Here is a 14,116-nt window from a genome sequence, read left to right as displayed (position 1 = left end):
AATGTACCCAGGTGGCAAGGGGTGCACCAGCATAACATTCATACCAAGGCGCATTGATCAGAACCCATGCGCCCACTGGCGCAGGCCGATGGTCATGATGCGCCAGGGTTGATCGGCGAGCTTGTTCCAGGCGTAGCAGCAGTGCTCAACGATGTCGTCGTAGGATCTGTAGATCCGGTTTGACAGCCAGTTATCGCGCATGAACTGCCAGGTTCTCGACCGGATTCAGTTCCGGGCAGCGGGGTGGCAGCGGCAGCAGCGTGATGTTGGGCGGGATCACCAGTTCGTTCGAGCCGTGCCATCCGGCTTGGTCGAGCAGGATGACAGCGTGTGCGCCAGGCGCGACATGGAAGGCGATCTCTTCCAGGTGCAAGCCCATAGCCGCGCTGTTGCAGTGGGGCATGACAATGCCGGCCGCCTTCCCTTCAGCCGGGCAGATGGTACCGAAGATCCATGCCGAGGCTCTGCGTTGGTCCTTGGGAGCTGATGGACGGGTGCCGCGCCTGGCTCAGTGAGCTGGCCCCCAAAATGACCTGACAGGGTCTCGCTCTTAGATAAGAGTGAGGCATATGACTGAGCATACGACCAGGCGTTACCACGATGGCGAGGTCCTCTCCGGGGTTCAGCGCCGGAGGCGCTGGACCCCGGAGGAGAAGGTCCGGATCGTCGAGGAGACCTACTTGCCGGGCATGAGCGTGTCGCTCGTCGCCCGGCAGCATGGCATCAGCGGCAGCCAGATCTTCACCTGGCGCAGACTGATGGCGCAAGGGGCGCTGACCGCAGCTGGTGCCGGTGAGGAGGTGGTGCCTGCCTCCGAATACCGCGCGCTGCAGGGCCAGATCGCCGAGTTGCAGCGTCTGCTGGGCAAGAAGACCATGGAAGCCGAAATCCTGCGTGAGGCCATGTCCCGGGCCGCAGGCCCAAAAAAACTGCTGCTGCGCTCGATCTCGTTGCCAGGGGACGGCCGGTGAGCGCCGTGGCCGAGGCCCTGGGCATCAGCCGGCAGCACCTGTCTGCCATGCACCACCGGCCACCTCCACGTCGGCGCGGGCGACCGCCACTGCCCGATGCCGAACTGGTCGGCGACATCCGCGTCCTGATCGCCGATCTGCCCACCTATGGCTACCGCCGCGTCCATGCCCTGCTGCGCCGCCAGGCTGCCAAAACCGGGCGCACCGCGCCCAATCCCAAACGGGTCTACCGGGTCATGAAGGTGCATGGCCTGCTGCTCCAGCGCCACAGCTCAAGCCGGGAGGAGCGACGCCATGAGGGCCGTGTTGCGGTTGAGCAGCGCAACACCAGCTGGTGCTCTGATGCGCTGGAGATCGCCTGCGACAACGGCGAGAAGGTGCGCGTGGCCTTCGCGCTCGACTGCTGTGATCGCGAAGCCATGGGACACGTCGCGACCACGGGCGGCATCACTGCCGAGGATATCCGCGATCTGATGGTTGCCACGGTCGAGCACCGCTTCGGCCCGGTGAACCGCCTGGCCGCGCCGATCGAGTGGCTCACCGACAATGGTAGCCCCTACGTCGCCGGCGACACCCGCCGCTTCGCCCGCGACATCGGTCTGATACCGCGGACGACGCCAGTCAGCTCGCCACAATCGAACGGCATGGCTGAAGCCTTCGTGCGCACCCTCAAGCGCGACTACGTCCGCGTGAACCCCACACCCGATGCTCGCACAGTCCTCGAGCAGCTGCCTCGCTGGCTCACCCACTACAACGAGGTCCATCCGCACAAGGCTCTGGGCTACCGCTCACCCCGCGAGTACATCATCCAAACCCGCGAGGCCCCGTCAGGCAATTAGGGGGCAACAACACTCAGCGGCGGTTGAGCTTGGTTTGCTGCCCAATCCGCGCCTCGTCCTGCCACCACAGCTCTACCGGCGTGCCGCGCGGGAGCTTGCTGCAGATTGCCGTTAGGCGGTCGGCAAAGCCCTTTTTAAAAGCTCGATGTCCTCCGCGGTGCCGCGGTCGCGCCGAGAGCTTGCGATAGCCCATGGCGCGAAGCTCCCGGCTCAGCCTGTGGCGCGTGACTGACAGGCCAAACTCGTCCCAGACCCATTGCGCCAGATCGATCAACCGCCAGCGCACGACCCCGTGTGCCGCCGGGATCGGCCCTGTCTCGACCTGCACGTCAAGCCGGGCACGCTGCTGGTCGTTGAGGATTGAAGCCCGTCCCCGTGCCTTGCGGTTACCCAGGCCGTTCGGCCCTTCGGCGTTGAAGCGTAGTACCCAGTCGCGCACGATCTGCAGCGTCACGCCCGCCAGCTTCGCCGCTTCGCTCTGGCTGCCCCCGTCCACGATCAGCGCGATCGCCAGCAGCCGGCGGACCTGATCGCCATCCGCGCAATCGCGCGCCACCTTGCGCAACTCTCCTGCCGTCCAATCACGTCGAACCGTGATCGCCGCAGCCATCGCGAGCCTCCCTCTGCTCGCCATGTTCAAACAGACAATCAGACGCTTGGGAATCCTCAATCGTGAGTCAGCCTTCACGCTCTTTGGTATTACGACGAATAGCAGCTGCTGTCGCCTTCCTTGGAGGATGCGGAGCGCACTTTTGCTTGCCACCGAGATTAATAAATATATGGCGCTTCTCGTCTAGATGAACTCAATTTAGATGTATTCTAAGTGGCAGCCTCGACAAGGGCGGCTACAGCACTATACAACTCGACAGGAAGGCGCCACATTCAGATGACCGCATCAAATCAACTTACCGCGAACACAAATCCATCGTAGACAGGAGATGGCTTAAGCCACGAATTATCTCCTTAGGAAACGCTGTAGGTTTGCGTCGCAATCGGCAGCTGACCAGTTCAGCGAGTAGTCGCTTTGCCCCGATATACGATCTCTGCAGATCCGACAGCAAGCCATCATAGCAACGCGCACCGGATTGAACGAACGCTCGTCGGATGAGCATGGCTTTTTATCAGTTAGCGGTGTAGATTTGGTGCATCATGCGAAGCACCTATTATCTACATCCGATTGATTGCAAATGCCGAACGTGCAAGCATCCTCGGCAACGAGGCATACTCTACGAACCGGGTATGCGGGTAGCGGTTGGCGCACTGCGCGTCATCGATCTTGCTCTGAGACTGGGCCAGCGCCTGCGAAGGAGCAAAAAAGGGTCGTCGCGATGCAGCATCGTGCGCGGTCTGGTGACCGGATTGAGAACAGTCTCGGTAAGTTGGAATTCCTCTCAACTCCGGTACGCTAGACGGCCGCAAAGAGGACGCATGTCACTGGTACTGGTGTGACGATTGTCTGGCTTTGACAACCGCACCGCGATGCAGCTGGTGCACGAGATCCGCGTGGACCACGTGCTGCGTTACGTCGATGCGGTGGGTACCGGCGTTTACGCCTAACAATGCATCTGCAGAAGCTGCTGTATCGGGCGCTGATCCTGTCTGGGCGTCTGACCCGCTGTCGAACGCGGGGGCGGTGGTGTTTGGCGTACGGTTCGATCGGGGGTGAGGCGAGCGGCGCTCCAAGCCTCTGGCGCCAGACATCCCCATTCGGGAGGCAAACCAGGGAGCTGTTGCAGCTGACCTCGCTGGTCTGCCTGCCGGCCGATGTGAGGCCGCTGCTGGACGGGACCAATGCGGCGGCGCTGGCGCGATCACGCAGCTGCTGGCCGATCCCATTTGGCAGAATGCGATGCTGAGCGGCCGCGCGAAGCCGCCGCCGGATCTGGCGGAGCGGATGATCGGCTGATCGGTGAACTTCTGCCGGTCCGGCGGTTCGCAGCTATGCCCGTGGCGCGAACGCCGATGTGCGCAAACTGGTGCTTGGGGCTGGAACGCGGGGTGACGCTGGTGGTAGATGATGAGGGTCCGCTGGGCTAGCCGGGTCAGGTTGGCATCAAGGTCGAGCTTGGCTGCCGATCAATCTCCCACCGTTGTCCCCCACCCATACAGGGCCGGTTGAGTGGCATAGTACATGCCGGTGTTTCACGACGGATCGCCGCCGGCGCGGCGTTCCTGATCGCTCCGAAGAAAGAACACGTTGCGTTCGAACATCCGGCGAGCACCAGCATTGCGCGAGCCGCCATCGGCAAAGGCGAGCGATTGGGCGAGGGTCGCGGCCAAAACCAGCCCTGCACGACTGCACGGGCTGGCTGACGCGGTCCGGACGAGCGGCTCGTCCGCCTCCGGCTCGTCACACGCGTACGCCACGAAGCTCTAGCGCTTGCGCGCAATTTCCTCATTGGTGGGCGGATTGGCCACGGGAGCCAGAATGCGGCCCGTTCTCCTGCTCCCGAAAGTTGGTCCCTGGAAGCGCCTTGCATCTGGTCCACCGGCTGCTTAGCCGGCGTCCAGTTCAAACGCATGCTACTTTCGAATGACATTGCTGCACTTGCTGCTGCTGTGAAGCTTTACCTCCAGTTACGTAAGGCTAGCGGAAGAGCAAGGATTAGCAGACAGGTTGACGCTTTCGCAAACTACTTACTCAAGCTCGGGACATGTCCTTACCAGGTTGATCAAGGCGTCCTTCATGCCGCAAGACGCGTGTCTGCGTTCTCCTGCAGCGCATAACCACGGCCCCAGACAGTCTGGATGTAGTTCTCGCCCCCGCAAGCGCCTGTCAACTTCTTCCGTAACTTGCAGATGAAGACGTCGATAATCTTGAGCTCGGGCTCATCGATCCCGCCATAAAGGTGGTTCAGGAACATTTCCTTCGTTAGCGTGGTGCCCTTGCGCAGGGACAGCAGCTCGAGCATCGCATATTCCTTGCCAGTCAGGTGCACGCGGGCACCATCGACCTCGACCGTTTTGCCATCCAGGTCCACCGCTAGCTTGCCGGTGCGGATGATCGACTGGCTGTGCCCCTTGGACCGGCGGACCACAGCATGGATGCGGGCAGTCAGTTCGTCCCGGTGGAACGGCTTGGTGACATAATCGTCCGCACCGAAGTTGAAGGCGCGCACCTTGCTATCCAGTTCGGAGATGCCGGACAGGATCATTACCGGAGTCTGCACCTTGGCAACGCGCAGCTTCTTCAGCACGTCATACCCGTGCATGTCCGGCAAATTTAGATCGAGCAGGATAATGTCGTAATCATAAAGCTTGCCTAAATCGAGCCCGTCTTCACCAAGGTCTGTGACATCGACAGTGAAGCTCTCAGCAATCAAGATCAGCTCGATCGCCTTGGCAGTGGTAGACTCGTCATCGATCAGAAGTACGCGCATTTGACATTTCCTCTGAGGTAAGGTGAACTTTGTGGGACAGACCAGGTGGTGCTTGGAACCCCTTAGTTTCAAAGCCACTCGCGCGGTCCGCTCTGCTTTGATAACCTGGCCGGCGAACGGGCACGTGAGCTATTCAGGCATAGCGTAGCAGCGGAGCGGACCCCGCGCGCGGGTTAGACGGTGCCTCCACGTGTACGATGCTGGCTGGCCGCGCGAAGGTCTGGCACGGCATCGGTGCTACTCGAGCTGGCGCCGACATCATCTGTCCGCCAAACTGCCCATCCATCCATATCCTTACGGCGTCAGCGGGGTGGCCAGCGTGCAGCTTGCTCATCATGTTAGCGCGATGGATCTCAACCGTACGTGGACTGATTTCGAGGTCGCGGGCGATCAACTTGTTCGACTTACCGGCAGCGACACAATCCAGCACTTCACGTTCACGCCGGCTCAGCTGCATGATGCGGGTGCGCGCCTCTATCTGCCGGCGACGAAGGGCAACAAGTGGACCGGCAGCCTTACCGACCCGCCGCAATCGTTGGGCCTGACTATTGCCCTCCAGTGGCAATGCCAGGCAATCAAGGGCCCCGTCAGTAATCGCATCTACCACGTCGTTGATGGTGAAGCCTTGCGCTGTGACCACCAGCGGCAGCGACACCCCGGCTTCGCTCAGCCGCCGAACCAATCCGGCCGTGCCTCCGGCAACTGTATCGTGCGCAGCCAGGATGATGCCTTCACCTGCCGGCCGCTCCAGAAGCTCGTCCAGCTCACTGTAGACCTCCGCATGATGCCCAATGGCAAATGCGGTGCGAGCCTGTTCGGCGCGAGAGCGGCTAGTACCGCCGACGATATGAAGGTGAGCGCGTTCCATGCCCAATGCTATGGCGCAGATTGCAGCTTGCCGCATGCCGAACTCGCGCCAAGATGAAGCGGTCTCTAAGTACAAAGCCGTTACTTCAGCATCACAAGAAGAAAGTCCCTCCAGTTTGGACCTTTAATCTGACCACAGCAGCGCCAACGCCTCAGCAAATAGCCAAGCTCCGCCAAGCGTCTAGCATTTCAGCTAGGCGCCCGTCCGGTGCGCTGCCTGCAAGCTAGTGCTAACTCGCAGGAAGGGACGCTATCACCCGGCGCCTGGCTGATCACGCAGAACTCGGTGCAAAGCTTAAGCACCCGAAAAGCCAATCAAAATCAAAAAGGTTCGCGCGTGCTATCGTTGAATCCTTTGATGCAGGCCATCGACGGTAACTGCGCCGTCAACTCACAGCGCTGTTGCTAACAGCGGCGCTGCTCCAGGCGGGCTTTGCCATGTTCTACGATCCGACGGCCCGACGGGTGACTATGAGCTAGGCCGTGCGGGTGCTAGGTACATATGCTGGACGGCATCTCTCATGTAAGGCATGAATCTGACCTTCCTCCCATTTTATCTTGGATCGCCGGCCATAAACGAGCCTTGACCATCGAACACCGCCGCGGGTGCAATGCTTTGACAAGGCCAAACATCCCAGCGGCCTCGTCGTCGAATCTCGAGAGTTTTCGCCTAGAGCTAGTCGGCAGACACGGTGTACACGGAAGCCAACAGTGGGCACCTGATCCATCTTGCGCCCAGCCTGACCCACAAGGATCAAACGATGAAGCCTGCTACCATGAATCCCTCACCCATGTTGGTCAGCGATGACGAAGTCGGCCGCTTTGCGCTTGTAGCGCTGCTCATCAACCAAGTAACTGCCGACCGGTCGCTTTCTCCGGAGCAACGGCAGACCGCGGTGTCGCACTCAGCCCGACGCAACAAAATCACGTCGCAGCGATTTAGCGAGATTGAAAGTGCGGCTGAAAGGGATCTGTCATTGCAACACCGGATTAAGGTGGCAGCCGAAGCTCATATCAATGCTGTAAAGGCGCATAAAGCGAAGCTGTAAGTCCCGGAAGATCGGACAGCAACCAACGCGGTGGGACGCGAATAAGCGAACAGTCACATAATTCATGACACGACTGACCATTGCCAGGGGCTAGGACAAGAATCTGGTCATTCGAGCGTACTGCGGCGGCAAAGGATTATCCGACGATTCGATAGCTACGCCGCCGCAGCATTACGTGTCCAACAGCTCCGGCGTTTACAGAGACGACCCCCACATCGATCATCACGTAGCTTTCGCTCAATCAAGCGCTCGGAGAGATCCAGGAGCACCCGGACCTCCACAAGGGAGATCGGGCACCCGCGTCGGTGGTGCCGAACCGGGCTGTCAGTTCGCTCTCAGCGTGGTCGACCTTCGTCACCAGGCCCACGTCGCCATTGTAGAGGTCGCGCTCGCGATCGTTGATCACGTGCATCACCTTGTCCCCTACGCCGTAGCGGCTGCCAAAGCGCTCGACCGGCGCATCAGGCGCTGCGTTGAGGCGTTCCTGCAGCAGCAGGTTGAGGGCGCGCGCTCCGGCGCCGCCACGTTGCATCGGACACAGCACCTGAATGTCGCGCGTGGCTTCGACGCCGAAGCGGGCAGGGATGCGCTCTGACACGAGCTGCAAAACCCGGTCAGCAACTTCGCCCGGCTCGTCTGCCGGGACGTAGAAGAAATCGCTTTCGTTGCGGATGTCGAGGTCAGGCAGCTTGCCCGCATTGATCCGGTGCGCGCTGGTCACGATCCTGCTCTCCGCAGCTTGGCGGAACACCTCTGTGAGCCGCACCACCGGCACGGCACCGCTGCCGATCACGTCCTTCAGTACCTGACCAGGACCGACACTCGACAGCTGATCGACGTCGCCCACCAGCAGCAGGGCGGCGGAGGAGGGCAGGGCCTTCATCACCGCATTGCACAGCGGCACGTCGACCATGCTGGCTTCATCGATCACCAGCAGGTCGCATTCGAGCGGGTTGTCGTGATTGCGCTTGAACCCGCCGCCAACGCCGTCGACCTCCAGCAGCCGGTGCAGCGTCATCGCATCGAGACCGGTGGACTCCGCCAGGCGCTTGGCTGCACGGCCCGTGGGGGCGGCAAGGGCGATCTGCGTGCCTTTGGCGGCCAGCACCTTCAGCACCGAGTTGACCAGCGTGGTCTTGCCGACACCGGGACCGCCAGTCACTACGCACACCTTGGATGCGACCGCCGATGTCAGCGCGTCGACCTGGCTAGGCGACAGGGCCACTCCCGTACGTCGCTCGACCCAGGGGATCGCCTTGGCAGCGTCGATCTCACCCCAAGGTAGACGACCTCTGCGCAAGGCCAGCAGCCGTTCGGCAATCGCCTGCTCGGATTTGAACAGGCCGGTGAGGAAGATCACCTGCTCGCCATCGGTGACGCCGGTCATGACCTCGCCGGCGTTCAGTTCTTCGACCAGGGCTACCTCGATCAATGCTGGATCCACCTCCAGCAGCTTGGCACCCGATTGCAGCAGGTGCTCCCGTGGCAGCCCGCAATGCCCATCGTCCATTGCCGTGGTCAACGCGTATGCGACACCAGCCCTCACGCGACGTGGATCATCCTTGGCATAGCCCAGACGGCTTGCGATCTGGTCAGCGGTCTTGAACCCGATCCCGGCGATATCGCGCGCAAGGCGGTAAGGGTCCGCGCTGACGACCGCGATGGCTTCCTCGCCATAGGTCTTGAAGATCCGCACCGCTCGCGCGGACGAGACCCCCTGAGTGTAGAGCCACACGATGATCTCTCGGATGATCTTTTGATCGGACCAGCCACTGATGATCTTGGCTTCGCGCACCGGACCGATGCCGGTCACCTCCCGCAACCGTGCGGGCTCGCGCTCAATCACATCGAAGACGTCCATCCCAAATGTGCCCACCAGCTTGCGAGCATAAACCGGGCCGATCCCCTTGATCATGCCCGAGCCGAGATACTTCTCGAGTCCCTCCAGCGTCGTGGGCACGGTCGTGGTGACCCGCTCGGCCCGGAACTGCAGGCCATGGGTGCGATCATTGATCCACCCGCCACGAACCTCGACGTGCTCGCCCGCGCCGATCGCCGGCGAGTGCCCGGTCACTGTCACCAGGTCACGGTGCCCTCGGACCTTCACCCGCAGCACACAGTAGCCGTTCTCGGGATTGTGGAACGTCACTCGCTCGACGTTGCCCTCCAGACGCTCAAGCGGCTTGGCATCAGCAGCAGGGTGAGCGGTAGATGCTGACGGTCTCATGGGCCCCGATATGCGCTCACGACGAGAGAAGTGGGAGGGCTTACCGGGGCAGCTCACGCCCCCCACTCAGCCGTGCACGTGCCGACAATCGCTGCCCAGAACACGCGGTCTGCTCAGGCACGCTGCCGAGAAGTCCTGAGCTTAGGAGTGGGGCATGTCCGCCCCTTTGCGGCGAGGACGAGGACAAGCGCTTAGATCCATTCTAGGCATCTTCAATCAGCGTCCTGATCCGAGTGGCCAGCACTTCCATCCCGAATGGCTTGGTCATGACGTGCATTCCGGGCGCAAGCTGTTCCTTGCCTATCGCCGCGGTTTCAGCATAGCCGGTGATGAAGAGCACCTTCAGGTCAGGCCGGCTTGCACGTGCGGCATCGGCCATCTGCCGCCCGTTCATGCCGCCAGGCAGCCCGACGTCTGAAACGAGAAGGTCAATGCGTGCATCGGATTGCAGCACCTTCAACCCGGCCGCGCCATCTGCCGCCTCGATTGCTGTGTAGCCCAGCTCCTCGAGCACATCGGTCACGAGCATCCGAACTGACGGCTCGTCATCCACGACCAGCACCGTCTCCCCAATCTGCGCGCGCGGTGCTTCAGCCAGCTCGTGATCGCCCTCATCGATCTGAGCCTCACCAGTGTGTGAGGGGAGGTAGATACAGACCGTCGTCCCTTGCTCTGGTTGCGAGTGGATGCGCACGTTGCCGCCTGACTGGCGGGCGAAACCGTAGGTCATCGACAGACCAAGCCCGGTGCCGACGCCGATCGGCTTAGTCGTGAAGAATGGGTCGAATGCCTTGGCGATCACGTCAGGCGTCATGCCGGTACCGCTATCCGACACGCAGACCACAGCGTAGCGGCCCGGCTCCAGTTCGTGCAGGCGTGCCGTACGCTCGTCGAGTGTCCTGTTGCTCGTCTCGATGGTTAGATTGCCGCCGCTCGGCATCGCGTCACGAGCGTTGATGCATAGGTTCAGCAACGCATTTTCCAATTCATTCGGGTCGACCAGCGTCGTCGATAGTGCTTCACCCGGCACGAACCTGGTCTCGACCTCAGGGCCTACCGTGCGCACGATCAGGTCCAGCATGCCTTTGATGAGCCGGTTAGGATCGACGTGCTTTGGGTCAAGCGTCTGCCGGCGGGAGAAGGCCAGCAGCCGGTGAGTCAGCGCGGCCGCCCGCTTGGCAGCTGCTTGTGCTACCGCATTGTACTTCTCGAGCTCGCCGATCCGCCCCTGCTCGATCCGGATTGCCATCATCTCCAGACTACCGCTGATCCCGGTCAGCAGGTTGTTGAAGTCGTGCGCCAGACCGCCCGTAAGCTGCCCCACTGCTTCCATCTTCTGGCTTTGGCGAAGTTGCTCCTCTATCTTCCGACGTTCCGTTTTGTCGCGCCCGATGGAATAAAAGAGGCCCGCCTCGGACGCTGTCGCCCAGGAAATTAGACGGTAGCTTCCGTCGCGGCAGCGAAATCGATTTTCGAAATGTGCTGCCGCCTCGCCTTTCTCCAACCGGGCAAACTCTGCTCTCATTGCGTCCCGGTCGTCGGGGTGAATCAGCTCGACGAAGTTGCCTTGGAGCAACTCCTCCTCGGTCCAGCCAAGCATCGCCGTCCAGGCCGCATTGACGGTGTGGAGGCGGCCATCGGCTCTGCAAACACCCATCAGATCGCTCGAGAGGCGCCACACACGGTCGCGTTCGCGAGTGCGTTCCTCCACCCGCTCCGCCAGAGTGTCGTTCCGCTCCTTGAGCGCGATCTCTGCCGCTTTTCTCTGGCTGATGTCCTTGAAGTAGACGGCCAATCCACCAGTTGCGACCGGGTGGATGTCGATGTCGACCCATTTGTGAAGAATGGGCGAGCGAGCTTCGAGCCGGATGGGACGTCGTTCACGCATTGACCGCTGTTGCGCATGATACGGCTCGCTGCCGACCGCCTGGGGGAACTCGTCCCAGTAAACCATTCCGATCAGGTCCTGCGGAGCACGGTTCCATAGCTCGCCTGCCTTGCGGTTGACGTAGGTGAAGCGCCATTCCGCATCGACGGCATAGAAGGGATCGGGCAGCGATTCGGTAAGCTCAGCCAGCATGGCATTAGCGCCGCTGGTGGCTTGCCTGCTCTCCTCCAAGGCCAATTCGGCGCAGCGCTGCTCGGTGCGGTCACGAAGGATCTTGAGGTATCCACCCTCTTCCTGTCGAAGAGGCATCAATTCGCCCGTCGCGAAGAAGCGGCTACCGTCCTGGCGCATGTGCCAACGCCCGTCCGCAGCGCGGCCCGCCTCGTCAGCCTCTCGCATCTCCTGCTGCGGCGCGCCGGTCGCCCGATCCTCCGGCGTGAAGATCATGTCACAAGACTGGCCCAGCGCCTCGGAAGCCCGCCAGCCCAATACGTGCTCGGCACCTGCGTTCCAGCTGGTAATCACGCCTTCGGCATCCAGCGAGATGATCGCGTAATCGACTGCGCTGTCGATAATTGCATTCGCAACCGCGGCTTTACGCTTCATCGTCCCCTCAACCCGCCAGAAAACCCCCGTTATCGCCCCGATTGCTGACCATCATCGAGGGATCAATCACCTGACCGGTACAGCACGCGCACATACTGCAAGCGAGAGTTTTTCAACACAATCACCCACTTGCTGCCATTTCGCCTGAAGTGTCATTTCGCCCTCAGCCGGAACCGACCTCTTTCAGCGCAAGATACTCAGCAATGCGGGGGAGTGCCCTCACATCCTCGCACTAGTGGGCCCAGAACGCGACCGAGCGGCCTGCTCAAGTTCTCTCGCATACTGCTGAACAATCTCGGCATCGCCGGCGTCTGTCAGGAGGCGGGCGATGCCGCGGAAGCGCGTCGCAGCTTCGCGCGGATCCTTGAAACTGGCCATTTTGTTTCTCCCACGTTCCGTTGTTCCCACATCCGCCCAACGACGAGACTGACGAACCATGATTAAAAAAGCGTTAACAGACATGGGGTAGCAGCAGGGATCAGTTTTGTAGCAGAAGCTCAGCGTCGCACTCGGTGCCGTCGGCCGCTTGACCAGCTTCCTGACGGCAACCGTCCCGATTGGGAGGGTCGCAGATCTCCTGAATCTCGAATTTCGCGTATGCGGCATCGGCTTGGTTGAGGTGGGTAGAATTCGGTCTGCTTTGGGCGTCCAAATGGCCGAAGCGGACGTTGACCAGCGGCAGAGCAGTACCGTGAGTCTGTCCCCGAGCCGCCTCGGGAGCGCTTTAAAGCACTGCATTACAAACGTTTGTCAGAACACAATTTCGGAACCAACCGGCTAGGCGCCGGGTATCAAAGCTTTCGCTGCGAGGATGGGACCGCTGCCATGAGGACTGCTATCACGGAACAGGACCTTCGTTACGATGCTGATCCGGCTCGCTTATCAAGCGCTATGTTGAAGTGCCAAGGCTGGGCGCCAAGTTGTGCCGACTTGGGTATGTGTCACCAAGAGGGCGGGTGCTTCTCTCAGGCACGGTGTGCATCAGGGCGCAGATCAGTTCCGAAGTCTGCCGGCGATCGCTCCAATCGCATCCATTAGGTTCGCCTCGCCGATGCCGCTCGACGCGCCTGTGATGACCGCGACCTTGCCGGTCAGATCCTGCATTTTCATCTATTCTCAGCTCCGATTCTATTCAGCGATCGACCATCGCCATCTGCCGTTCGTTGTACCGCGGCCCCGACACAACCTCCGGACGAAGCGCCTCGTCGAGCCGATTCATCTCCTCAGCGTTGAGCTGGATGTCGGCCCCGCCGACATTCTCCTCCAGATAGACGCGACGCTTGGTGCCAGGAATCGGCACGATGTCATTCCCCTTGTGGAGCAGCCAGGCGAGCGCGACTTGCCCGGGCTTCACGCCCTTGGCCTGCGCAATTGCTCGGACCGCGTCGGCGGCGCGCATGTTCGCTTCGAAGTTCTCGGCCTGGAAGCGTGGATCGCCGCGGCGGAAGTCGCCCTCGGGATAATCGTCCGCAGGTGTCGCAGTGCCGGTCAGGAAGCCCCGGCCGAGCGGGCTGAACGGCACCAGACCGATGCCGAGCTCCCGCAGGAGCGGGATGATGTCCGCCTCCAGATTGCGTTCCCACAGCGAGTACTCGCTCTGCAGCGCCGTCACGGGTTGCACCGCATGGGCCCGGCGGACGGTTTCTGTGCCGGCTTCCGAGAGGCCGAAGAAGCACACCTTGCCTTCCGCAATCAGCTCGCCGACGGCGCCCGCGACATCCTCGATGGGGACGGCGGGATCCACCCGATGCTGGTAAAACAGATCGATGTGATCGGTGCCGAGCCGGCGCAGGCATGCCTCCGCGGCCGCGTGGATGTGCTCGGGCCGGCTGTCGGTTCCGACCATCTGCGCATCCTGGATATCGAAGCCGAACTTGGTCGCGATCACGACCTCGTTCCAGCGACCCTTGAGAGCCCGGCCAAGCAGTTCCTCGTTCGTGAAGGGACCATAGACCTCTGCCGTGTCGAGGAAGGTCACGCCTAGCTCGAGCGCACGGTGCAGCGTCGCGATCGACTCCGCATCGTCGAAGCTGCCGTAGGACTGGCTCATCCCCATGCAGCCGAGTCCGAGGGCGGATACTCGTAGCCCCTGACTGCCGAGGGCCCGTTGTTGAAGCATAATGGTCTCTATCCTGCTGTGGCGCATCACGCGCGGGGGGCATCATTCATAACGAGCAGCATCGCCGGACGACGGGTCGTTCGAGCCCAAGAACCATCGACTTGGCCACTTCGGTTCAGCGATTCTGCAAGGCGAGGATCCTGGCGGGTGCCGGCGGGCTCGTCAGCCTG

9 protein-coding genes and 1 pseudogene are annotated in these 14,116 nt (G+C 61.5%); 2 read left to right on the top strand and 8 right to left on the bottom strand.

Annotated features, from left to right (window positions below):
* Positions 1-57: 57 nt before the first annotated feature.
* A pseudogene (locus D5S08_RS15105) lies at positions 58-508 on the bottom strand (IS630 family transposase); the annotation flags it as partial.
* Positions 509-569: 61 nt separating this feature from the next.
* Here D5S08_RS15105 and D5S08_RS15100 point away from each other — a divergent pair.
* Positions 570-1,810, top strand: a protein-coding gene (locus D5S08_RS15100) for an IS3 family transposase (RefSeq protein ID WP_121120031.1) whose coding sequence is annotated in 2 segments (ribosomal slippage) — positions 570-924 and positions 924-1,810 — 1,242 coding nt in all. Because the reading frame shifts where the segments join, the coding sequence is not laid out codon by codon here.
* A 13-nt stretch (positions 1,811-1,823) separates the two neighbouring features.
* Here the strand turns inward: D5S08_RS15100 and D5S08_RS15095 are convergent.
* The 4 genes from D5S08_RS15095 to D5S08_RS15080 form a co-directional block, all read right to left on the bottom strand.
* Positions 1,824-2,420 (bottom strand): helix-turn-helix domain-containing protein, encoded by a 597-nt coding sequence (locus D5S08_RS15095; RefSeq protein ID WP_162302006.1) that lies wholly within the window; start codon positions 2,418-2,420, stop codon positions 1,824-1,826.
* Between the two features lie 1,532 nt (positions 2,421-3,952).
* Positions 3,953-4,177 carry a hypothetical protein gene (locus tag D5S08_RS17030; protein ID WP_126665604.1) on the bottom strand — a complete coding sequence of 75 codons (225 nt, stop codon included), beginning with the start codon at positions 4,175-4,177 and terminating at the stop codon, positions 3,953-3,955.
* A gap of 317 nt (positions 4,178-4,494) precedes the next feature.
* On the bottom strand, positions 4,495-5,190 hold the full coding sequence (ctrA, locus tag D5S08_RS15085; protein ID WP_121120028.1) for a response regulator transcription factor CtrA: 696 nt from the start codon (positions 5,188-5,190) through the stop codon (positions 4,495-4,497).
* 133 nt (positions 5,191-5,323) lie between these two features.
* The gene (locus D5S08_RS15080; protein ID WP_121120027.1) at positions 5,324-6,058 is read right to left on the bottom strand and encodes a response regulator transcription factor; all 735 of its coding nucleotides are present in this window, start codon (positions 6,056-6,058) and stop codon (positions 5,324-5,326) included.
* 760 nt (positions 6,059-6,818) lie between these two features.
* Between D5S08_RS15080 and D5S08_RS16565 the strand changes: the two genes are divergently transcribed.
* Positions 6,819-7,106, top strand: coding sequence for a hypothetical protein (locus tag D5S08_RS16565; RefSeq protein ID WP_126665603.1), 288 nt, complete (start codon positions 6,819-6,821; stop codon positions 7,104-7,106).
* Positions 7,107-7,347: 241 nt separating this feature from the next.
* On the opposite strand, the gene recD2 is transcribed toward D5S08_RS16565, so the two are convergent.
* From recD2 to D5S08_RS15065, 3 genes are all read right to left on the bottom strand, one after another.
* Complete coding sequence (gene recD2, locus D5S08_RS15075; protein ID WP_121120026.1) at positions 7,348-9,333, bottom strand: SF1B family DNA helicase RecD2; 1,986 nt, start codon at positions 9,331-9,333, stop codon at positions 7,348-7,350.
* Between the two features lie 202 nt (positions 9,334-9,535).
* Entirely contained in the window at positions 9,536-11,827 is a 2,292-nt protein-coding gene (locus D5S08_RS15070; RefSeq protein ID WP_121120025.1) for a hybrid sensor histidine kinase/response regulator, read from the bottom strand.
* Between the two features lie 1,132 nt (positions 11,828-12,959).
* Entirely contained in the window at positions 12,960-13,946 is a 987-nt protein-coding gene (locus tag D5S08_RS15065) for an aldo/keto reductase (RefSeq protein ID WP_121120024.1), read from the bottom strand.
* Between the last annotated feature and the right edge of the window lie 170 nt (positions 13,947-14,116).

It is taken from the genome of Croceibacterium ferulae (assembly GCF_003660445.1).
GTDB classification, from domain to species: domain Bacteria; phylum Pseudomonadota; class Alphaproteobacteria; order Sphingomonadales; family Sphingomonadaceae; genus Croceibacterium; species Croceibacterium ferulae.
Note: the sequence above shows the minus strand (reverse complement) of the source record. Positions and strands in the feature narration are given on the sequence as shown.

Excerpts from the sequence above, each read along its gene's own strand:
- D5S08_RS15095 (WP_162302006.1), bottom strand. The coding sequence starts at position 2,420 with ATGGCTGCGGCGATCACGGTTCGACGTGATTGGACGGCAGGAGAGTTG.
- ctrA (WP_121120028.1), bottom strand. The coding sequence starts at position 5,190 with ATGCGCGTACTTCTGATCGATGACGAGTCTACCACTGCCAAGGCGATC.
- D5S08_RS15080 (WP_121120027.1), bottom strand. The coding sequence starts at position 6,058 with ATGGAACGCGCTCACCTTCATATCGTCGGCGGTACTAGCCGCTCTCGC.
- D5S08_RS16565 (WP_126665603.1), top strand. The coding sequence starts at position 6,819 with ATGAAGCCTGCTACCATGAATCCCTCACCCATGTTGGTCAGCGATGAC.
- recD2 (WP_121120026.1), bottom strand. The coding sequence starts at position 9,333 with ATGAGACCGTCAGCATCTACCGCTCACCCTGCTGCTGATGCCAAGCCG.
- D5S08_RS15070 (WP_121120025.1), bottom strand. The coding sequence starts at position 11,827 with ATGAAGCGTAAAGCCGCGGTTGCGAATGCAATTATCGACAGCGCAGTC.
- D5S08_RS15065 (WP_121120024.1), bottom strand. The coding sequence starts at position 13,946 with ATGCTTCAACAACGGGCCCTCGGCAGTCAGGGGCTACGAGTATCCGCC.